At 67.9% G+C, this 21,223-nt stretch carries 13 protein-coding genes; 7 read left to right on the top strand and 6 right to left on the bottom strand.

Features of this window, described 5'->3' with window-relative positions:
- Positions 1-17: 17 nt before the first annotated feature.
- Positions 18-1,667, bottom strand: a complete 1,650-nt coding sequence (locus BZF57_RS07985; RefSeq protein WP_086736548.1) for a glycoside hydrolase family 43 protein — start codon at positions 1,665-1,667, stop codon at positions 18-20.
- A 96-nt stretch (positions 1,668-1,763) separates the two neighbouring features.
- Between BZF57_RS07985 and BZF57_RS07990 the strand changes: the two genes are divergently transcribed.
- The 5 genes from BZF57_RS07990 (at position 1,764) to BZF57_RS08010 (ending at position 7,860) form a co-directional block, all read left to right on the top strand.
- The gene (locus BZF57_RS07990) at positions 1,764-2,888 is read left to right on the top strand and encodes a fumarylacetoacetate hydrolase family protein (protein WP_086736550.1); all 1,125 of its coding nucleotides are present in this window, start codon (positions 1,764-1,766) and stop codon (positions 2,886-2,888) included.
- Between the two features lie 103 nt (positions 2,889-2,991).
- Complete coding sequence (xylB, locus tag BZF57_RS07995) at positions 2,992-3,750, top strand: D-xylose 1-dehydrogenase (RefSeq protein ID WP_086737091.1); 759 nt, start codon at positions 2,992-2,994, stop codon at positions 3,748-3,750.
- Positions 3,741-4,625: an SMP-30/gluconolactonase/LRE family protein gene (locus BZF57_RS08000; RefSeq protein WP_086736552.1), complete on the top strand. Its 885-nt coding sequence runs from the start codon at positions 3,741-3,743 to the stop codon at positions 4,623-4,625. The genes xylB and BZF57_RS08000 overlap by 10 nt, the downstream gene beginning before the upstream one ends.
- Positions 4,622-6,538, top strand: a complete 1,917-nt coding sequence (locus BZF57_RS21510; protein WP_086736554.1) for a sialate O-acetylesterase — start codon at positions 4,622-4,624, stop codon at positions 6,536-6,538. Before BZF57_RS08000 ends, BZF57_RS21510 begins: the two co-directional genes overlap by 4 nt.
- The gene (locus BZF57_RS08010; protein WP_206073225.1) at positions 6,535-7,860 is read left to right on the top strand and encodes a glycoside hydrolase 5 family protein; all 1,326 of its coding nucleotides are present in this window, start codon (positions 6,535-6,537) and stop codon (positions 7,858-7,860) included. Before BZF57_RS21510 ends, BZF57_RS08010 begins: the two co-directional genes overlap by 4 nt.
- Here BZF57_RS08010 and BZF57_RS08015 read toward each other — a convergent pair.
- The 4 genes from BZF57_RS08015 to BZF57_RS08030 form a co-directional block, all read right to left on the bottom strand.
- Positions 7,857-8,834: a glycoside hydrolase family 43 protein gene (locus BZF57_RS08015; RefSeq protein WP_086736557.1), complete on the bottom strand. Its 978-nt coding sequence runs from the start codon at positions 8,832-8,834 to the stop codon at positions 7,857-7,859. The two genes, BZF57_RS08010 and BZF57_RS08015, sit on opposite strands and share 4 nt — an antisense overlap.
- Positions 8,835-8,845: 11 nt before the next feature.
- Positions 8,846-10,630, bottom strand: a complete 1,785-nt coding sequence (locus BZF57_RS08020) for an IlvD/Edd family dehydratase (RefSeq protein ID WP_086736559.1) — start codon at positions 10,628-10,630, stop codon at positions 8,846-8,848.
- On the bottom strand, positions 10,627-11,751 hold the full coding sequence (locus tag BZF57_RS08025; RefSeq protein WP_086737095.1) for a LacI family DNA-binding transcriptional regulator: 1,125 nt from the start codon (positions 11,749-11,751) through the stop codon (positions 10,627-10,629). The genes BZF57_RS08020 and BZF57_RS08025 overlap by 4 nt, the downstream gene beginning before the upstream one ends.
- Positions 11,752-11,830: 79 nt before the next feature.
- The gene (locus tag BZF57_RS08030) at positions 11,831-13,930 is read right to left on the bottom strand and encodes an alpha-glucuronidase family glycosyl hydrolase (RefSeq protein ID WP_086736561.1); all 2,100 of its coding nucleotides are present in this window, start codon (positions 13,928-13,930) and stop codon (positions 11,831-11,833) included.
- Positions 13,931-13,989: 59 nt separating this feature from the next.
- Between BZF57_RS08030 and BZF57_RS08035 the strand changes: the two genes are divergently transcribed.
- Complete coding sequence (locus BZF57_RS08035) at positions 13,990-16,410, top strand: glycoside hydrolase family 3 N-terminal domain-containing protein (protein ID WP_420810180.1); 2,421 nt, start codon at positions 13,990-13,992, stop codon at positions 16,408-16,410.
- Positions 16,407-17,618 (top strand): endo-1,4-beta-xylanase, encoded by a 1,212-nt coding sequence (locus BZF57_RS08040; RefSeq protein ID WP_240505892.1) that lies wholly within the window; start codon positions 16,407-16,409, stop codon positions 17,616-17,618. Before BZF57_RS08035 ends, BZF57_RS08040 begins: the two co-directional genes overlap by 4 nt.
- 169 nt (positions 17,619-17,787) lie before the next feature.
- Here BZF57_RS08040 and BZF57_RS08045 read toward each other — a convergent pair whose 3' ends face one another.
- A complete protein-coding gene (locus BZF57_RS08045; protein ID WP_240505893.1) occupies positions 17,788-21,156 on the bottom strand; it encodes a TonB-dependent receptor in 3,369 nt (1,122 codons plus the stop codon).
- Positions 21,157-21,223 lie beyond the last annotated feature (67 nt).

Below are 21,223 nucleotides of genomic sequence, written 5' to 3' on the forward strand. Positions count from 1 at the left end.
CCTCTCCCGCCCGGCTTTCAGGGGCCGGGGGAGTAGGCATAGGGGCCCACGACAAGCCCGGTGAACAGCCCGGCATGGACCGAGGCGAGCGGCTCGACATCGATCGGGCCGCCGACCCTGCGCCAGGTGTCCGACCCCGCGGGCCGGGCGAAGACCGCTGCGGTGCCGCCCTTGAGCGAGAGCTGGAGCTCCACCGGGCCATCGCCCTCGAACGGCATCGCCGCGATCTCCCTGCCCCCGGCCCAGTCGCCCGCCGCGGTGCGCAGCCGCACCACGATCCGCCCCTTCTCCTTGCCTGCGACGAGGAAGTGGGTCTCGTCCATGAAGGCGAGCAGACCGGCGAAATCGCCGGGACGCTCGGGAGTGAAATCGAGGCGGGTGGTGAAGGTCGCCTCGTGATGGCGCAGACGCCGGCCGGTGAAGGCGGGCTTGCCGAGGCCGCCCGCCGGCGCGGGGCCTGCGGTGACCTGCAGGGCGCCGTCCCGCACCTCCCACTGCGGCGCGGCGCCGGGGGTGCGCAGAGCGATCCACTCGTCCGACAGCGGCGCGTGGAATTCCTCGCGCCATGTCGCCCAGGCCGAAGGCGCGGAGGCGGGAAGCCCCGGCGCGGCGCGCTGCAGCGGCACCGGCGTGCCCTTGGCGAGGAAGCGCGGCCAGCCATCCTTCCACGTCACCGGCAGCAGAAAGGTCTCGCGCCCCATCAGCGTCGATTGCTCCGCGAAAGGCCGCGTGGCAAGGAACACGCCCCACCAGCTGCCATCGTCGAGCTGCACGATATCGGCATGGCCCGTCGCCTCGACCCTGTCGGGGCGGCCCGCGGGCAGATCGCGCTGGGTGAGGATCGGATTGTCGGGCCCGGGCTCATAGGGGCCCTGCAAGGCCTTCGAACGGTAGATCGTCTGCGAATGCTGGTCCGCCGTGCCGCCCTCGGCGGTAAGGAGGTAATACCACTCACCCACCTTGTAGATGTGCGGCCCCTCGGCCCAGATCGGCTTCTTCGCCGGATCGACCCCCTTGTCGCGCAGCAGGACGCGCTTGGGGAGCATTTTCAGCGCCTGCGGATCGAACTGCTGGAGCCAGATCGCGCGGTGGCCCTCGTATTCGGGCGGCCCGGGAGGGGCATCGTTATAGACGATCCAGGCGGTGCCATCGGCCTCGAAGTGCAGCGAAGGATCGATCCCGCCGAAGCCGAGCCACACCGGATCGCTCCAAGGCCCTGCGGGATTGTCGGCGGTGATGACGAAGTTGCCGCCGCATTCGATGCAGGTGTTGACGATCCAGAAGCGCCCGTCGTGGTGGGTGATCGCCGGGGCGAACAGCCCGCGGTTGGTGCCGATGCCGCTGAAGTCGAGCATCCCCGGCCGGTCGATCGCGTTGCCGATGATCCGCCAGTTCACCAGATCGGTGCTGTGGAGGATCGGCAGGCCGGGATACCAGCTGAAGGTCGAGGTGACGGCGTAGAAATCGCCGCCCACCTTCACGATCGAGGGATCGGGGTGGAAGCCGGGCAGCACCGGATTGCGATACTGCCCCTCCGGCACGGCGGCCTCGGGCGGCGAATCATAGGCCAGCCAGTCGAAGCGCGCGACGACATCGCGCGCCGCAGCGGCCTGCGCCATTCCTGCCCAGACAAGCGCGCCCGCCAGCATTGCCGCCTTGGTTTTCATAACTCTCCCTCCCGTTCATTGTGCTCGTTGGGGGCTTGCCGCCCCGCAATTGTGCGCTTATGGTAGCGCTATCACTGAGGGAGGCAAGAGCCAGAAATGGCCGAAGGGATTCTGGAAAGTCTGCCCGCGGATTTCCGCGAAGGGCACTTCATCGGCCGGGCGCTCTCGCCCGAGGGGCCGAGCGTCATCGCGATCCGCAATGGCACGCTGTATGATCTCACAGGCACCGTCAGCACGGTCGCCGGCGCGGTCGCGCGCAAGCACTTCGACGGCGGGGTCGAACTCGGCGCGGTCGAGGATGGCCTGCCCGAGGGGTGGAGCCTGCTCGCCCCCATCGACCTGCAATGCATCAAGGCCAGCGGCGTCACCTTTGCCCTCTCCGCCATCGAGCGCGTGATCGAGGAGCGCGCCCGCGGCGATGCCTCCGCCGCCGCCGCGATCCGGGCGCAGCTCGAGGAAAAGGTCGGTGCGGGAATCCGCTCGGTCGTGCCCGGCAGCGAGGCCGCGGCGCAACTTAAGGCCGCGCTGATCGAGGAAGGCATGTGGTCGCAATATCTCGAGGTCGCGATCGGGCCGGATGCCGAGATCTTCTCCAAGGCCCCCGTGCTCTCGGCAGTCGGCACCGGTGCGCCCGTGGGTGTGCGGTCGGATTCGCACTGGAACAACCCCGAGCCCGAAGTCGTGCTGGTGTGCGACGCGCATGGCGAGGTGGTCGGCGCGACGCTCGGCAATGACGTGAACCTGCGCGATTTCGAAGGCCGCTCGGCGCTGCTGCTGTCGAAGGCGAAGGACAACACCGCCTCTTGCGCTGTCGGGCCGTTCATCCGCCTGTTCGACGGGAGCTTCACCATCGACGATGTCCGCACCGCCGACGTGGAGCTCACCATCGAGGGACCGGAGGGCTACCTCCTCGAAGGGCGCAACGACATGAGCCAGATCAGCCGCGATCCGCTCGATCTCGTCGCGCAGTGCCTGTCGGAGCACCACTATCCCGATGGGTTCGTGCTGTTCTGCGGCACGCTGTTCGCGCCGACGCAGGATCGCGATACGCCGGGTGCGGGCTTCACGCACAAGGTGGGCGACGTGGTGACGATCCGTTCTGGCAAGCTCGGTGCCTTGCGCAATCCGGTTACGACCTCGCGCGATGCGCCGGCCTGGACAATGGGCTTTTCGGCCTTTGCCAGGAACCTTGCGGAACGCGGACTGATCGACCGGATCTGACCGCACACGACGATTTGACACAGGCGCACCGGACGGGGATCATCCCGGGCGCCGATGGGATGGGGAAGACAGGAACTTGGATGCGCAATCGAGCAGCGCCGGCGTGCACAGCGCGATCTATCCGAGCCTCACGGGCAAGCGGGTGATCGTCAGCGGAGGCGGATCGGGCATCGGCGAGGCGATGGTGGAAGCCTTCGCCCGGCAGGGGTCGGCAGTCGGCTTCGTCGACATCCAGGACGCGCCGAGCGAGGCGCTGATGCGGCGGCTCGCGGATGCCGAGATCCCGCCCCGCTTCCTGCGCTGCGACATCACCGATTGCGATGATTACGGTCAGAAGATCGCCGCCTTGCTCAGCCAGCTCGGCGGGTGCGATGTGCTGATCAACAACGCCGCCAGCGATGACCGGCACACCCTCGACGACATCACCCCGGCCTATTGGGACGAGCGGATGGCGGTGAACCTCAAGCACCAGTTCTTCGCTGCCAAGGCGGTGCTGCCTGCGATGCGCGCGGCGGGCGGGGGCTCGATCGTCAACATGGGCTCGATCAGCTGGCACCTCGGGCTGAAGGACCTCGTTGTCTACCAGACCGCCAAGGCCGCGATCGAGGGGCTGACCCGCAGCCTCGCGCGCGAGCTCGGGCGCGACAATATCCGGGTCAACGCCATCGTCCCCGGCAACGTCCAGACCCCGCGCCAGATGAAGTGGTACTCCCCTGAGGGCGAGGCGGAAATCGTGGCGGCGCAATGCCTTGACGGGCGGATCCAGCCGGTCGACATCGCGGCGATGGCGCTGTTCCTCGCTTCCGACGATGCCCGCTACTGCACGGGCCACAATTACTGGGTGGATGCCGGATGGCGATGACCCCCGAGGTGACCGCCGTCCTCGCGGCCGACGCCAAGCTGGGCGAAGGCGTGCTGTGGGATGCGGAGCGCGGGATCGTCTGGTTCGTCGACATCAAGCGCCACCGGCTGTGGCACTTCGACCCCGCGAGCGGCAGCAATGCCTATACCGAGGCGCCGGCGCAGATCGGCTGGGCGATCCCGACCGAGGAAGGCCCGCTGCTTTGCGGCCTCAAGGACGGGCTCTACACCTTCGCGCCGGAAAGCGGCGTCTTTGCAAAGCTTTGCGACGTTCCCGGAGAGCCCTCCGGCAACCGCCTCAACGATGCCTGCACCGATCCCTGGGGCCGCGTGTGGTTCGGATCGATGGACGATGCGGAAAGCGCACCCTCCGGCCGGTTCTACGTTTTCGACCGCGGCGAAGTGCGCGCGGCGGGGCCGAGCGGGATCACCATCACCAACGGCCCCGCGGTCAACGCCTCGGGCACCCGCATCTATTTCACGGATACATCAGCGAAAAAGATCTTCGTCGCCGACCTGTCAGAGGCAGGCGTGGGCGAGGCCCGCCTGTTCGCCGACACCGGCGCGCTCTTCCCCGAGGCCTATCCCGATGGCCCGGTGGTCGATGCCGAGGATCATGTCTGGACCGGGCTCTATCTCGGCTCGCATGTCGCCCGCTTTGCGCCCGATGGAACGCTGGTCGCCACCATCGCGATTCCCGCGCGCGACATCACCAAGATGGCGTTCGGCGGGGCGGACCTCAAAACCGCCTACGTCACCTCCGCCACCAAGAACATGACCCAACAGGACATGGCCGCAAAGCCGCTTTCGGGGAGCCTGTTCGCCTTCCCCGCGCCGGTTCAAGGCTTTGCCCAGACCCGCGCGAGGCTCGGATGATCCGCCGCCATTACAAGCTCTTGCCCGCCATTCTTGCGACGCTGGCAGCCTCCCCTGCACTTTCCAACCCGGTGCTCGATGCCGGTTTTGGGGACAATATGGTGCTCCAGAGCGGCACCGAGCTGACCCTGTCCGGGCGCACTCTGGCGGGGGTCAAGGTCGAGGCAAGGCTGGGCGAGAGCCGGGCGAGCGCGGTTTCGGACGCCTCTGGCGCCTTTTCCGTCACGCTTCCCCAACAATCCAACAGCGCGGCTCCCGTCACGCTGACGATCAGCGACCCGAGCGGCTCAACAACCTACAACAACATCCTGATCGGCAATGTTTTCCTCTGCGCCGGCCAGTCCAACATGGAACTTTCGGTCAATCGCGCGCTCGATGTCTGGAACCAGCTGCGGCTCGCAGGCGATGACGGCATCCGTCTGGTGATGGTCCCCAAGACCACCGCGCCGGTGCCGCAGACCCGGCTTGCCGCACCGCTCGCTTGGAAGGCGGCGACGAGCGAGAGCGTCGCGGAATTCTCCGCCGCCTGCTTCTACATGGCCAAGGCGCTGCGCAAGAAAGACCCCGCGGTTCCCGTGGGCCTCATCCATTCGAACTGGGGCGGCAGCGCCGCGCGCGCGTGGTACGATCCACAAGGCGCAGCCGAGCTCGAGGGGGCAGCCCAGCTCGATCTGCTGAAGCTTTACGCCCGCGATCCCTATGCCGCCGCCCTCGCCTTCGTGCCCAAGTGGTTCGACTGGTGGCGCAAGGCCGATAACGGCCGCGAGCCGTGGAAGAACTCCGCGCTGCTCGACTGGAAGCCGATCCCCAAGTTCTCCTTCTGGAACGAATGGAAGGGCACCGGGCTCGACACCAATCCGCGCGCCAATGTGTGGCTGCGCAAGATCATCACCCTCACCCCCGAACAGGCCAAGGGCGAAGGCAGCCTCGCGATCGGCGCGATCGACGACATGGATCTCACCTTCGTCAATGGCGAGCCGGTCGGCTACACCTTCGGCTGGGGGGTGGAGCGCACCTATCGCGTGCCCGCCAAGCTGCTGAAGGCGGGGAAGAACGAGATCCTGATCGCCGCCAACAACATGTGGGACACCGGCGGCTTCTTCGCCGGGCCCGAGGGCCTCGCCTTCACCGCGGCGAACGGCAGCAAGGTGCCTCTGGGCGCGGATTGGGAATACGCGCAGACCGCCGTCACCGACGTGCCCCCGCGCGCGCCGTGGGATGCCAATGCCGGCCTTGGCGTGATGCACAACGCGATGATCGCGCCGCTGGGCAGGATGAAGCTCGCGGGCGTCGCATGGTATCAGGGCGAGAGCGATGTCGGCCAAGCCGCCTATGACGCCAAGCTCAAGACCCTGTTTTCCGGATGGCGCCGCCAGTTCGGCAGTCAGGCAAAGATGCTGGTGGTGCAGCTTGCCGACTTCGGCGAGCGGCGCTCGGCTCCGGGCGAATCCGGCTGGGCGCAACTGCGTGACGAGCAGCGCAAGGGCGTTGCCGCCGACGCCAACGCCGCGCTCGTCACCGCGATCGACATCGGCGAGCCGACCGACATCCACCCCGCCAACAAGAACGACCTCGGCAAGCGGCTGGCCGCGGCGTTCAATGGCCGCGCGATGCCGATGCCCGCCACCGCGGTGCGCGAGGGCGGCAGGGTCACGGTCAGCTTTACCGGCCTCGAAGGCGCGCTCACCGTCGAGGGCGGGCCGATCCCGCTCGGCGTGGAGCTGTGCGGTGCCGAGGCCGGCTCCTGCCAATGGGTCATTGCACGGGCCGAGGGCGGCCAGCTGCTGCTCGCCATTCCCGACGGCATGACGCCCACCCGTGTGCGCTATGCCTGGGCCGATGCGCCGGTGGTCAACCTCGTCGATGGCGCGGGCATGCCGATCCCGGCCTTCGAGCTGGCGATCCAGCCGTGAAGCTGACCCGCCGCGAGACCCTTGCGGGTTCGGCGGCGGGCGCGCTGGCGCTGGCGGCCGGGGGACACGCCGCCAGCGCCGCGCCCTCCCCTGACTTCGTCACGCGCGAGGGCACGAAGCTGATGCGCGGCGGCAAGCCCTACCGGATCACCGGCGCGAACCTGTGGTATGCGGCGTGGCTCGGCGCCGATACCGACTATGGCGACCGCGCGCGGCTGGTGCGCGAGCTTGACCGGCTGGCGGCGCTCGGGATCAACAACCTCCGGATCATGGCGGCGGCGGAAGAAGGCCCGCTGAAGAATTCGATCAAGCCCGGCTTCACCCGTGCCGACGGCAGCATCGACGCAGCGCTGCTCGCGGGGCTCGACTTCGCACTCGCCGAGATTGCCAAGCGCGGCATGACCGCGGTGCTGGTGCTCTCGAACTTCTGGGAGTGGTCGGGCGGCCTGCAAACCCTGCTCCACCGCTCCACCGGGCGCTACATCGACATGGGCGATCCCGCGCACCCCTGGCCCGCCTTCGCCGATGCGACCGCGGCCTTCTATGCCAACCGGAGCGCCGTGGCGCGCTACCGCGAGCATGTCGCGCGGCTGCTCGGGCGGCGCAACACGGTGACCGGCCTTGCCTATGCCGAGGACCCGGCGATCATGGCGTGGCAGCTCGCCAACGAACCGCGCCCGGGCGGGAGCGACGCCGCGATTGCCGCGAACCGCGCGGCCTATTGCGCATGGGCCGCCGATACCGCCGCCTTGATCCGCGCAGGCGCGCCGCAGCACCTCGTCAGCCTCGGACAGGAAGGGACGATGGCAACCAATGGCGATGCGTCACTGGTGGCCGAGGCGCACGCCGCCATCGACTACGTCACGGCGCATATCTGGCCCTTGAACTGGAGCTGGGTGAAGGGCGACGATCTGGCGGGCACATGGCCCGAGGGCCGCCGCAAGGTCGAAGCCTATATCGCCGATCACGTCCGCATCGCAGACAATCTCGGCAAGCCGCTGGTTATCGAGGAATTCGGCTTCCCCCGCGATGGCGAGGCCTATGCGCCCTCGGCCGGCACGCATTTCCGCGAGGATTACTACCGCCTGATCTACGGCGCGGTCGAGGCCAGTTGGGCCAATGGCGGCGTGATCGCGGGCAGCAATTTCTGGGCGTGGAACGGCGAGGCGCGCACCGCCCATCCCGACTTCCGCTTCAGGGACGGCGACCGCGCCTATATGGGCGATCCCCCGCACGAGCCCCAGGGCTGGTACGGGGTGTTCGACAGCGATGCCGGGATGCTCGACGTGATCCGCACCCACATCGCCCGCGCTACCGCCTAGGGCGGCGGGGCGGTCACCCCGGCTTTGGTCTGGGTGACGCGGCGCATCAGCCCGTTCTCGTCATAGGCAAGATACTCCGCCGTTACCGCGCGCCGCCCCATCGCGCCCTTCTGGCCGTTCACCGTGAGCGTCGCGTTGTGGAGGAAGATGTACCACTGGCCCTTGAACTCGGCGATGCCGGGGTGGATCGTGAAGCTCCCCTCCCCCGACCCGGTCAGCTCGCCGCGATAGGTCCACGGGCCTGTGATCGCGGGCGCGGTGGCATAGGAGATGCGCTCGTCCTTGTGGTCGCTGCGGTCCAGAGAGGCATAGGTGAGGTAGTAGAGGCCGCCCCGCTTGTGCAGCCACGGCCCTTCCTCGAAATGCGGCGGGGTGATCTCGGTGATCGGCCCGTCGATGCTGATCATGTCCGCGCCGAGCTTGGCGATGTAGCACTGGCGGTTGCCCCACGCGATCCAGGTGGTGCCGTCGTCGTCGGTGAAGACGGTGGGGTCGATGTCCTCCCAGCTGTGGGTGCCCTTGGGGGTCATGTCGTTGCTGATGAGCGCGGAGCCCTTGGCATCGACGAAGGGCCCCTCGGGGCGGTCCGCCACGGCCACGCCGATCGCCTTGCCCGGCTTGGTCTTGTCGTGCTCGACCGGCGCATACATCCAGAAGCGGCCGTGCTTCTGGATCACCTGCACCGCCCAGGCATCGTGCGAGGCCCATGCGAAGTCCGTGAGCTTCATGATCGGCGGGTGCGCGGTCCAGTGGCGCATGTCCGTGGTCGACCAGACGAGCCAGTCCTTCATGTTGAACATCTCGCCATCGGCCGCCTCGTCGTGGCTGGTGTAGAGCCACAGCGTGTCGCCGACGACCAGCGGGGCCGGATCGGCCGTGAAGCGGTCGCGGAACAGCGGGTTGCTGCCGGGCGCGTCCTCGGCGGCGAGCGGCGCGGCGGCGAGGAGCGCGGCGAGCGGTAGCAGCAGGCGCATATCCGTTCCCCTCAATGGTTGTGCCGCGGCAGCTTGCGCGCCGTGCCGCGATACTTGAGCGCGAAGTCCATCACGCCCCCTTCGGCGAGCTGCCCGGTCTTCTCGCGGTAGAGCTCCTCCCACGGGGTCTGGCTTTCGGGCACCGGCGGGATGGTCTCCTCCGCGCGGCGGCGGGCGATTTCGGCCTCGTCCACCAGCGCATCGCAGCGCCTCTGGTTGAGATCGACACGGATGATGTCGCCCGTCCTCAGCCAGCTGAGCCCCCCGCCGACCGCGCTTTCGGGGCTGACGTTGAGGATCGAGGGGCTGTCGCTCGTCCCCGATTGCCGCCCGTCGCCGAGCGTCGGCAGCCACGGCTTGCCGGCGCGGATCATCGCGTCTGGCGGCTGCATATTGACGACCTCGGCGCTCCCCGGCCAGCCGATCACGCCCGAGCCGCGGATGACGAGGATGCAGTCCTCGTCAATCGCGAGCGAAGGGTCGTTGATGCGGTGGTGGTAATCGTCCGACCCGTCGAACACGATCGCGCGCGCCTCGAACACGCCCTCTGAGCCGGGGCGCGAGAGATAGCGGGCGCGGAAGGCCTCGCCGATCACGCTGGTCTTGAGGATCGCGAAGTCGAACAGGTTGCCCGAAAGCACCATGAACCCCGCCTTGTCGATCAGTGGTTCGGCAAAGGGCCGGATCATCTCGCGGTCGGGGCTTTCGGCGCCGGCGAGGTTTTCGGCCATCGTCCGGCCGGTGCAGGTCAGCACCTCGCCGTGGAGCTTGCCCGCCTGCAGCAGCTCCCACATCGCCGCGGGCACGCCCCCTGCGCGGTGGAAGCGCTCGCCCAGATACTTGCCCGCAGGCTGCATGTTGACGAGCAGCGGCAGGTCATAGCCATGCGCCTGCCACACCCCGGTCTCGAGCGGCACCCCCGCATGGGCGGCCATCGCCATGATGTGCGGCTGCGCGTTGGAGGAGCCGCCGATGACACTGACGGTGGCGATCGCGTTCTCGAAGGCCTCGCGCGTCAGGATGTCGGAGGGTTTCAGGTCTTCGAGCACCATCTCCACGATCCGGCGGCCGGTGCGATAGGCCATCTGCCCGCGCTCGCGATAGGGCGCGGGGATCGCGGCGCAGCCGGTGAGCGAGAGCCCCAGCGCCTCGGCGACCGCGTTCATGGTGCTCGCCGTGCCCATCGAATTGCAGTGCCCGGCAGAGGGCGCGCTGCTGGTGGCGCGGTTCAGGAATTCGTCCTCGTCGATCTCGCCCGCAGCGAGCTTCCTGCGGCTGCGCCAGATGACGGTGCCGCTGCCGACCAGCTCGCCCTCGTGCCAGCCGTCGAGCATCGGGCCGCCGGACAGGACGATGGCGGGGATGTCCACGGTCGAGGCCGCCATGATCTGCGAGGGCGTGGTCTTGTCGCAGCCCGTGGTCAGCACCACGCCGTCCAAGGGATAGCCGTTGAGCAGTTCGACGAGGCCGAGATAGAGCAGATTGCGGTCGAGCGCCGCGGTCGGCCTGCGGCAGTTCTCGAAGATCGGGTGGACGGGAAATTCGATGGGAATCCCGCCCGCATCGCGGATCCCGTCGCGCGTGCGCTTGGCGAGATCGACATGGATGCGGTTGCAGGGGGAAAGGTCGCTGCCGCTTTGCGCAATGCCGATGATCGGCTTGCCGCTTTGCAGTTCCTCGGGCGTCACCCCGTAATTCATGAAGCGTTCGAGATAGAGCGCCGTCATGTCCATGCGTTCGCGGTTGTCGAACCAGTCGCGCGAGCGCAGGCGGCGGGGTGAGGCTTTGTCTGTCATGAAGTCCCGGGTGGCTTACTGAAGGAGGACGCAAGGCTGGGCCCCGCGTCGGAATTGCGGCGGATCAGCTGGTAGGCGAGCGTCAGCTGCTCGGCCTTGGCACGCGCGGCGCGCGGGCGCTGCTTGTGGACGCGGGCGATCATCGCGACGGCCTCGGCGGTCATCTCGCGGATCGGCTGGCGGATGGTGGTGAGCTCGGGCCAGATCGAGCTCGCCAGCTCGGTATCGTCGAAGCCGCAGACCGTGATGTCGTTGGGCACGTCGAGATGGCGGCGGTGCGCCATCGCGACGGTGGCGGCGGCCATGTCGTCGTTCGAGGCGAAGATCGCCGTCGGCGGATGCGCGATGCCGAGCAGCTTCTCGGCCGCGACCATGCCGGAGCGGTAGGTGAACTGCCCCTGCGCGATCAGGCTCTCGTCGATCGGAAGCCCGGCGTCCTTCATCGCCGAACGATAGCCCAGCAGGCGGCGGCCCGAGGCGACCTGTTCGGGGTTGCCGATGATGAAGCCGATGCGTTCATGGCCGAGGCTGATGATGTGCCGCGTCATGTCGTAGGCGGCCTGGAACTCGTCGATCAGCACCGCCCCGTGGCTGCCGCTCGCGCGGCCCGGGCCGACCGCGACCGCGATCCCGCCGCTCGAGCGGATCAGATCGAGCACGCTCTGGTCGTCGCACAGCGGCGGGGGGAGGATGTAGCCCTCGATCCCGCCGTCGAGCAGCTTCTTGATGACCTTTTGCGCTTCGGCCGTGTCCTCGCAGGCCTGCACCACGAGATAGATGTCGCGCCGGCTCGCCTCGTCCAGCGCGCCCATCAGGAACTCGGAGAGGTAGGAGGCCGAGGGGTTGTCGAACAGCAGCGCGATGCGCAGCTGCGATCCCGCCGCGAGCGATCGGGCCGCGCGGTTGGGGACATAGTTGAGCTTGGCAATCGCCCCCAGCACCTTCTGCTTGGTGTCCTCGCGCACGTTCTCCTCGCCGTTGATCACGCGGCTCACCGTCATCGGCGAGCACTGCGCCTCGCGCGCGACATCGGTAATCGTGGGCGCGGCGTTGGAACGCCGGGCGGCGCGCTTGCGACCGGGGGTTGCGGATTGGGCGAGCGGTTCGGCCTGCTTGGTCATGGCGAGGGCCATACTGCGACGGACCGAGTGGCGGCAAGCTGGATGATATGCGCTATCATCGGCGGCGTGAGGGCGCGTCTCATTGGCCGGGTGCCTCGGGGAAAGCCCGCAGCTTGTAGGCGGCGAGCGGCTCGGCCGGCGGTGCGGTGCCAGGTGGAAGCGCGAGGCCATTGACCGATTGCCAGTACGCAAGCGAGGCATCGCGCCACCAGCGGGCCTCCTTGCGCTGGATCGCGAGGTCGGCGGTGATGGCCGCGTGGCGTTCGGCATCGATGGCGGGGGCGAGGCTCGCCCAGGCGGCGGCCATGCGGTCCACCCCTGCGACACCCGCGTCATACCGCGCGGCGAGTTCCTCCCACAGCGTGCGGCCCGAGGGCAGGCGGTGGCTCCACGGCAGGTGGTGGAACCACAACAGGTAGCGCGGGTCGGTGGTGGCAGGATCGCTCCAGTTTGCGGCGATGGCGGGAGCATATTGCGCCAGCGCTTTGGAGCCCGCTGCCGTCCGGTCGAACCCGATCCCGCCCTTGTCGGCGCGGTGGTAATAGCAGGGGTTCCAGTCCGCCCGCCCGAGATCGCACACCCAAGGCGCGGGGCCATAGTGGTGTCCGGTGCCCATCAGATGCGCAAGGCCGAGCGGGCCGGTGTAGTCCACCACGGTCTCGCGGCTCCCGAGCATCATCGCGGCGATGGTGCCGAGCGCCTGATCGTCGCGCGTGAAGGTCTGCGCCGCCCACTCGCGGGCGATGTCTTCGGACGAGAGCGCGGGGTTCCACGCAAGTCGGCCGAAGGCGTACCAGTTGGCGGCATCGAAATGCGTGCCCGTCCAGTTGCGGTCCGATCCGACATTGGCGACGCCGGCCATGCCGACCGGCGCGGTGATCTGCGCGACGCTGCCGCCCCGCCCTGTCTGCGCCTCCAGCACCTCCTTCCACAGCGGCGCGAGGTAAGCGATCCCGCTCGCCTGCCCGAGATATTCGCGGGTGATCTGCGCCTCGAGCATCACGCGGGTCCTGGGCATGGCCCCGAACAGCGGATGGAACGGCTCGCGCGGCTGGAAATCGAGCGCGCCGTTCTTGACCTGAAGGATGACGTTGAGGGCGAACTGCCCGTCGAGCGGTTGAAACTCGGCATAGGCCTGCGCGGTGCGGTCGCTGGTGTCCTCGGGGCTGTAGACGAAGGCGCGCCAGATCACCGTGCCCCGGTCTCCGAGGGCAGCGGCGAGCATGTTGGCGCCCTCGGCATGGCTGCGGCCATAGTCCTGCGGGCCGGGCTGGCCTTCGCTGTTCGCCTTCACCAGAAACCCGCCAAAATCGGGGATGGCGGCGTAGATTTCGTCCGCCTTGGCCTGCCACCATGCCTTGACGGCGGGATCGCGCGGGTCGGCGGTGGGAAGCCCGCCCAGCTCCATCGGCGCGGAAAAGCGCGCGGAGAGGAACACGCGGATGCCATAGGGCCGCCATGCGTCGGCCAGCCGCGCGAGCCTGGCGATGTAACGCGGCTCCAGCATGAAGGCCTTGGCGTTGACGTTGTTCACCGCGACGGCGTTGATGCCGATGCTGGCATTGGCGCGGGCATAGTCGACGAGGCGCGGGTCGAGCTTATCGGGCAGGTGCCACCAGTCGATGATCGAGCGGCCGGCATAGCCGCGCTCGACATGGCCATCGGGGTTGTCCCAGTGGTCGAGCATCCGGAGCGGCATGGCGGGGGCCTCGTCGCGCCGGATTTCGGACAGCGGTGTGCCCTCCCCCAAAGCGCGCAGCAGCGCGAAGCTGCCATAGAGGCAGCCGACATGATCCGCCGCCGCGATCCGCACCGCGCGGCGGCCCTCGATCCGTTCGGGCGCGATCACGAAGCCCGCCGCGCCGTCCCCGCGCGTTGTGCCGCAATCGAGGATGATTTCGGTCGAATCGGCGGTGAGTCGCGGACGGTCGTGCCCTTGCAGACCGGCGATCCCGCGGCGCAGTTCGGTCTCGGCGATTGCGAGTGTCGGACTGTCCGCGCGGTCGACGATTACTGGCACGATCGGCGCCTCGGCGCGCAGGGCCGCAAGCGCCTCACCCTCGAGCGGCGCATGGCGCAGCCACAGGGCGTAGCCGTCCTCCGCATGCAGAGGGGCCGCCGCCAGCAGCGCAGCAACAATCACAGCAAGCCGGTTGACAAGCCCTCTCCCTCTCATCATGGTAGCGCTACCACAGTTGGCCGGGCAGTCAAGCCGGCGTGGCAGGAGAGGGACATCACATGAAGGGGATCAAGCGGGCCGCGCTGGCGGCTGGCGTGTGTCTGGCGGCGTTCGGCATGGTCGCGGGCGAAGCGACTCAAGCGCAGAACAAGCCCGCCGCCATCAAGGTCGTGCGCGCGATGAAGGACGCGCCCTACTGGAACGCAAACCTCCCCGTCGAACAGCGCGTCGAGGACCTGCTCGCCCGCATGACGCTGGAAGAGAAGATCGCCCAGATCATCACCGTGTGGGACAGCAAGAAGGCGATCCAGGGCGAAGGCGACGTGTTCGATCCCGCCAAGGCCGCGAGCGTCTATCCCGACGGGATCGGCCAGATCGCGCGGCCCTCGGACCGCTCCGGCCCCGGCTCGCCGCGCCAGATCGGGCGGCGCAACATCGCCGATTCGGTCGCCTATGTGATCGCCGCGCAGAAGTGGGCGATGGAGAAGACCCGCCTCGGCATTCCGATCCTGTTCCACGAGGAATCGCTCCACGGCCTTGCCGCCAAGGACGCGACCGCCTTTCCGCAGGCGATCGGCCTTGCGAGCAGCTGGGACCCCGACCTGATCCGCGACATCAACGCGCTGATCGCCGAGGAAACCAGCGCGCGCGGCGTCCACCTGGTCCTCTCCCCCGTGGTGGACGTCGCGCGTGACCCGCGCTGGGGCCGCATCGAGGAAACCTTCGGCGAGGACCCCTTCCTCGTCGGCGAGATGGGCGTTGCCTCGGTCGAGGGGCTGATGGGCAGCGGCACCACCCGCAAGCTCGCGCCGGGCAAGGTGATGGCGACCCTCAAGCACATGACTGGCCACGGCCAGCCCGAGAGCGGCAACAACGTCGCCCCCGCCCAGATCAGCGAGCGCACGCTGCGCGAGATGTTCTTCCCGCCGTTCGAACAGGTGGTGAAGCGCACCAAGATCGACGCGGTGATGGCGAGCTACAACGAGATCGACGGGGTGCCGAGCCACGCGAACAAGTGGCTGCTGCAGGACGTGCTGCGCGGCGAGTGGGGGTATGAGGGCGCGGTCGTCTCGGACTACTACGCCATCGAGGACATGGCCCGCATCCACCACATCGCCCCCGATTTCGCGGGCGCGGGCGAGATCGCGCTGAAGGCGGGCGTCGATGTCGACCTGCCCGAAGGCGCGGGCTTCAAGAACCTCGCCGCGAGCGTCAAGGAAGGCCGCGTGCCAATGGCGGCGATCGACAATGCCGTGCGCCGCCTGCTCACCATGAAGTTCAACGCCGGCCTGTTCGAGAACCCCTGGCCCGATGCCGCCAAGGCGCAAACCTCGAACGGCCCGGCCGGCGTCGCGCTCGCCAAGCTGGCGGCGGACCGCTCGCTGGTGCTGCTCAAGAACAACGGCGCGCTGCCGCTGGCTCTGCCCGACAGCCCTTCGGCGAAGAAGCCAACCATCGCGGTGATCGGCCCCAATGCCGACGTCGCCCGCCTCGGCGGCTATTACGGCGAGCCGCGCGCGAGCGTCACGCCGCTTCAAGGCATCCGCGCAGCAGTGGCGGGCAAGGCGAATGTCGTCCACGCGCTGGGTGTCGAGATCATCGATGGCGACAGCGACTGGTGGGACGACAAGGTCGTGCTCGCCAACCCCGAGAAGAACCGCCAGCGCATTGCCGAGGCGGTCGAGGTGGCCAAGGCCGCCGACACCATCGTCCTTTTCATCGGCGATACCGAGAAGACCAGCCGCGAAGGCTGGGCCGCCAATCACCTCGGCGATCGCACCAGCCTCGATCTGGTGGGGGAGCAGAACGAGCTGTTCAAGGCGATGAAGGCGCTCGGCAAGCCGGTCGTGGTGGTGCTCATCAACGGCCGCCCGCCGAGCTATCCGACCATCGCCGCCGAGGCCGATGCGATCCTCGAGACGTGGTATGCGGGCGAGCAGCAGGGCACCGCAATTGCCGATGCGCTGACCGGCAAGGTCAACCCCGGCGGCAAGATGCCGGTCTCGACCGCGCGCAATGTCGGCCAGCTGCCGAACTTCTACAACTACAAGCCCTCGGCGCGGCGCGGCTACCTGTTCGACGAGGTGACGCCGCTGTTCCCGTTCGGCTGGGGCCTCAGCTACACCACCTTCAGCCTCGCCCCGCCGGTGCTCTCCGCAAGCACCATCAAGCCGGGTGACGGCGTGACGGTGACGGTGCGGGTCACCAATACCGGCAAGCGCGCGGGCGACGAGGTGGTGCAGGTCTACCTGCGCGACGAGATCAGCTCGGTCACGCGGCCGGTCAAGGAACTGGTCGGCTTCAAGCGCGTGACCCTGCAACCGGGCGAGACCCGTGACGTTGCGATCGCCATCGAACCGCGCGCCTTCGCCATGTGGAATGAAGACATGAAGCGCGTGACCGAACCGGGCACCTTCGCGATCATGACCGGTGCCAACTCGGCCGAGCTCCAGACCGTCAAGCTGGAGGTGCGCCCGTGACGATCACGCGCCGCCATGCACTGGAAGTGATGGGCACGACGCTGGCGGGATTGCAGCTGGCGGCTTGCGGTGGCGGCGGGTCGTCTCCCGCTCCGGCGCCCGTCAGCACGCCCCCCGCCCCGCCCGCCGGCCCCGTCGGCGCGCCGGTGCCGGGGCTCAACACGCTCGCGGCCAAGGGCAAGCGCCGCTTCGGCAGCGCGATCGCCTCGACCCCCGGGACGACCAATGCCGGCTCGATCCAGAACCCGGACTACACGGCCATCGTGAAGGGCGAATGCGGCATCGTCGTGCCCGAGAACGAGATGAAGTGGCAGGCCGTGCGCCCCGCGCCGACGGTCTACAGCTTCGACAGGATGGACGAGATCGTCCGCTGGGCGCAGGCCAATGCGCTCGCGGTGCGCGGGCACACCCTGCTGTGGCACCGCCCGCAGTGGTTCCCGAACTGGCTCAACACCTACGATTTCGGCGCCACGCCGGTGCGGGAGGCCGAGCGCATCCTCACCGAGCATATCCAGACCGTGATGCGCCGCTACAAGGGCATCATCGCCAGCTATGACGTGGTGAACGAGGCGATCGACCATGATCGCAATGCCACCATCGAGACCAGCCTCAGCCGCGCGATGGGCAGCCCCGAAGCGGTGCTCGACCTCGCCTTCCACACCGCCCGCGCGGAGGACCCCAAGGCACAGCTGGTCTACAACGACTACATGAGCTGGGAGCCGCAGCACGCGCGGCACTGTGCCGACGTGCTGCGCCTGCTCGAAGGTTTCCGCAAGCGCGGCACCCCGGTCGATGCGCTGGGGATCCAGTCGCATATCGAGATCTTCGCGATCGATCCGGCCACCGGCGTCGGCCCCTATGCCGAGCGCGAGTGGCGGCGGTTCCTCGACGAGGTGACCGGCATGGGCTACCGCCTGCTCGTCACCGAGTTCGACGTGAAGGACAAGGCGCTCCCCGCCGACATCGCCACGCGCGACGCCAAGGTCGCTGATTTCGCGCGGCGCTATTTCGAGGTGATGTTCGATTACGCCGCGCATCTCGACGACGTGCTGGCGTGGGGCATGGTCGACCGGTTCAACTGGCTCCAGGGCTTCGGACCTTCGAAGCGCGACGACGGGCTGGAAGTGCGCGGCACACCTTACGACAGTTCCTATCGCGCCAAGCCGCTGCGCACCGCGCTCGCCAACGTGTTCACTGCCGCCGGCTGATCCTCTCGCCGACGGTTTCCCCCTGAGGGCCCGGGCCAGTCCCGGGCCTCTTTTTTTGCGCCCGTCACACGCAGCGGCGCTCCGTCACAACGGACAATGAGAAAAGGGCCCCCCGGCGTGTGCCGGAGAGCCCTTTCCCTGGGGAGCTCGCTTCCTGCAGCGGGGAGCCTTAGAAGTTGCCCCGCACAATGAAGGAGAAGCGCCGGTCGTTCATGAAGAACGAACGCGGGGCGAGGTTCTCGCGGTTGCCGGTATAGGCCTGGGTCGTCTTGGTGATCTCGTCGAGCAGGTTCACGCCCTGCACGCCGACCCGGATGTTCTTCGTGACGTTGAAGAAGATCGACGCATCGAGCTGCCCGGTCGCCTCGTTGAAGATCGAGTAGTACGGGAAGATCACGTCCGCCGGGGTCAGCAGGAAGCGCGAACGCCAGTTGTAGGCCGCACGCAAGCTGATCGGGCCCTTCTCGTAGAACACCGTGGCGTTGATGTTGTGCTTCGAGAGCTGCTCCAGCGGGAGATTGCCCGGCGGCACGGTCGACGGGTTCACCGGCTCGCCGGTGTTGAGGAAGGTGTTCGGCAGGCCGCTCGACTTGATGTAGGTGTAATTGGCCGCCACCCCGAGCCCGTCGAGCGGCTTGGGCAGGAAGTCGTAGGTCTGCTGGTAGGCCAGCTCGAAGCCCTTGATCTTGCCCTTGCCACCGAAGTTCGCCGGACCGCGCACCAGCACTTCGCGGGTGATCCCGTTGCTGGTGACTTCGCGGCGGGTGATCTCCTGATAGAAGAAGTCACTGATGTCCTTGTAGAAGCCGTTCAGCGTGAGTGAGCCGACCGTGTCGAAATACCATTCGGCACTGATGTCGAACTGCCATGCGGTGGCCGGCTTGATGAAGGGGTTGCCCGCTTCGGCCGTCAGCTCCCCGCTTGATCCCAGACCGATATTGAGGAAGTTGCGGACATAGGAGTTGTCCGGCCGGGTCAGCACCTTCGATCCGGCAAAGCGCAGGATCACGTCCTCCGACAGGCCGAACTTCAGGTTGAGGCTCGGCAGCCAGAAATCATAGCTGACATTGGCGACGTCGAACGCGCTCGCGCCGTTGCCCGCAAAGGTCTGGAGCTGAGCGTAGCCCGCCGCGCCGAGGTTGCAGACCCCGCCCGGCGTCTGCGGCAACGTGCCGGGAGGCGCGCCGGGCGGCACCACGGCAGCACAGCGGACCGAGAAGGGATCCTGGATGTTGAGCGCCTGCTGGCTCGGCACCCCGATCGAGCCTTCCGACCGGATCGAGGTATCGACATAGCGCAGACCGATATTGCCCGACAGGCGCACCGGCCCGAGCAGATCGTCGCTGCCGAATTCGAGCTGGAGGTATGCGGCCGAGTCCTGCTGGGCGATCGGCTGGATTTCGCCCGGGAGATAGGGCGTTCCGGTCAGGGCATTCTGGCGCGCGGCGGCGGGCACCCAGGTGGGCGAGGCGCCGAGTGCGCGGGCCTGCCCCTGGACCGACTGGAAGAAGGCGACCGAGCCGGCATAGTCCCCGGTCAGGTCACCGCCGTAGTAGAACGCACCCGGAGGGCCTGCGACCTGCCCGCGGAAGAAGTTCGGGAAATCGTAGCGCACGCTCGAATCCGCCGGGGTGTCGGCGAAGTTGACCGGACGGTTGCCCGACCACGTCTCGCTCAGCATCCCCCAGTTGTAGGTGGTATAGCGGACGGTCTGGTCGCGGTCCTGATAGCGCGCGCCCCACTTCACCTTGCGCAGGAAGGAGTCGTCGTCGAACTCGTAGGCCATGTCGGCCTGGAAGGCGTACTGCTTGCCGGTCGAGTCTTCGATGTGGTCCATCGCCGCCCGCCAGAACTGGAAGCGCGGATCGGTGAAGTACTGCTCGTCTGTCGCATTGGCGAGCGCTGCGTCCGGGGTCGACCAGGTGTAACCGAGGAACTGCGGCTTGTGCGGGATGATCACCGGCAGGCCACCCGAGATGTCGAGCTCCTGGTCGGCGAAGGACGAACCGAAGACGCTGAAGTCGAGGTTCTGCTTGCGCGAGGTGGCGTACTGCGCGTCGATCTCGACCGTGAAGCGGTCGGTCAGCTCGGTGCGCAGGTTGATCGAGTAGTCCTCGTTGGTGATCTTGTCCTCAACCTGACGGCGGGCGAGCGACTGCTGCAGACCGCCGATCGGCACGAAGGGCGAGGTGCCCGGGTTGCCGCGCCAGCCGTTCGAGGCGTTGACGATGTAGCCCGACTGGAACAGGCCGTCCTCGTTGTAGATGTAGTCGGTGAAACCGCCGACCGGGCACTGCGCGCGCGCGGTGGGATCGCCCAGCGTGCCGCCCGGATTGATGCGGTTGGGACCGGCATCGTTCTGCTGGCAGCCGAGCGGATAGGTCGAATACTCGGCAAGGTCAGGGGCGGTTTCGAAGGTGTATTCGCCCCACTTGTTGGTCGAGGACGAGCGGATGAACTCGGCCGTGATCAGGGTCTTGCCGTCGATCGATTCGAACTGGCCCGAGACCGCGATCCCGTTGCGCTCGCGGTCGAATTCCTGGGTGCGGAACTGGCCGCCGACAGGGGCGACGCGGCTCGCGGCGTAATCGGCAAAGCCGTCGGCCCCGGCAGCGCCGAAGTTGCCGCAGGCCGCGCCCGCGGGCGGCAGGGTGAAGGTGTTGGAACCGCTCGGCAGCGGATTGCGGCAGACGCGCACACCATCGGTGTTGGCGGCGTTCACCAGCGTGCCGTCACGGGTCTGGTAGTTGGCGATCTGCAAGCCGTCCGCGCGGCTCTTGATGCGCGAATAGGAGGCGCTGGCGAGCAGGCCGAAGCGGCCCTTGTCGGTGTCCCAGGTGTTGCTGATCAGGCCCGACAGGGTCGGCGTCCATTCCTTGCGGAAGTCGCCGTAGTTGGCTTCCGCCGAGAAGGCGACCTTGAGGCCGTTGTTGTCGAACGGCTTGCGGGTGTTGAGGTTGACCGTCCCGGCAAGACCGCCCTCGATCGTCTCGGCGGTGGCGTTCTTGCTGATCACGACCGAGCCGAGCAATTCAGCTGGGACGTCGGCGAAGTTCAGCGCCTGCCCGCCCACACCGGCGGCGAAGGCCGAACGGCCGTTGAATTCCGAACGCACGAAGTTGAGACCGCGCACGACGACGCCCGAACCTTCGACCGAGAAGTGGTCGGGGTCGTTCGAGCCGGCGAAGCGGTTGATGGCGACGCCGGGGACGCGCTGGAGCGCTTCGGTCACCGAGCGGTCGGGCAGCGCGCCGATGTCCTGCGCGGTGATCGCGTCGACGACGGTATCGGCGTTGCGCTTCACGTTCTGGGCGTTGGCGAGCGAGGCACGCAGGCCGCTGACGATGATTTCGCCCTCGGGCTCTTCGACCGTGGCGGTGTCCTGCGCTCCGGCTTCGGCCTGGTCCTGTGCGTAGGCAGCGCTGGCGCCGATGGCGCTGCTGACGACGAGGACGGAAGCCCCCGCGCGCAGCGCGCTCTTGTACCACGGCTGGCGGCCACCCGCCCGAACGCCGTGAGGCTGCATCGAAGTGCGCATAAGATCCCTCCCCATGTTAGCGCTATCATTTATTCGCAGATAGCTTGCCCTGTTGTGGGAGCATGGC

This window comes from Erythrobacter colymbi, from assembly GCF_002155685.1.
GTDB classification, from domain to species: domain Bacteria; phylum Pseudomonadota; class Alphaproteobacteria; order Sphingomonadales; family Sphingomonadaceae; genus Erythrobacter; species Erythrobacter colymbi.

What these genes read in the sequence shown, in the direction of transcription:
- BZF57_RS07990 (WP_086736550.1), top strand. Translation starts at nt 1,764, where the DNA reads ATGGCCGAAGGGATTCTGGAAAGTCTGCCCGCGGATTTCCGCGAAGGG.
- BZF57_RS07985 (WP_086736548.1), bottom strand. Translation starts at nt 1,667, where the DNA reads ATGAAAACCAAGGCGGCAATGCTGGCGGGCGCGCTTGTCTGGGCAGGA.
- BZF57_RS08015 (WP_086736557.1), bottom strand. Translation starts at nt 8,834, where the DNA reads ATGCGCCTGCTGCTACCGCTCGCCGCGCTCCTCGCCGCCGCGCCGCTC.
- BZF57_RS08030 (WP_086736561.1), bottom strand. Translation starts at nt 13,930, where the DNA reads ATGATGAGAGGGAGAGGGCTTGTCAACCGGCTTGCTGTGATTGTTGCT.
- BZF57_RS08035 (WP_420810180.1), top strand. Translation starts at nt 13,990, where the DNA reads ATGAAGGGGATCAAGCGGGCCGCGCTGGCGGCTGGCGTGTGTCTGGCG.
- BZF57_RS08020 (WP_086736559.1), bottom strand. Translation starts at nt 10,630, where the DNA reads ATGACAGACAAAGCCTCACCCCGCCGCCTGCGCTCGCGCGACTGGTTC.
- BZF57_RS08025 (WP_086737095.1), bottom strand. Translation starts at nt 11,751, where the DNA reads ATGACCAAGCAGGCCGAACCGCTCGCCCAATCCGCAACCCCCGGTCGC.
- BZF57_RS08000 (WP_086736552.1), top strand. Translation starts at nt 3,741, where the DNA reads ATGGCGATGACCCCCGAGGTGACCGCCGTCCTCGCGGCCGACGCCAAG.
- BZF57_RS08045 (WP_240505893.1), bottom strand. Translation starts at nt 21,156, where the DNA reads ATGCGCACTTCGATGCAGCCTCACGGCGTTCGGGCGGGTGGCCGCCAG.
- BZF57_RS21510 (WP_086736554.1), top strand. Translation starts at nt 4,622, where the DNA reads ATGATCCGCCGCCATTACAAGCTCTTGCCCGCCATTCTTGCGACGCTG.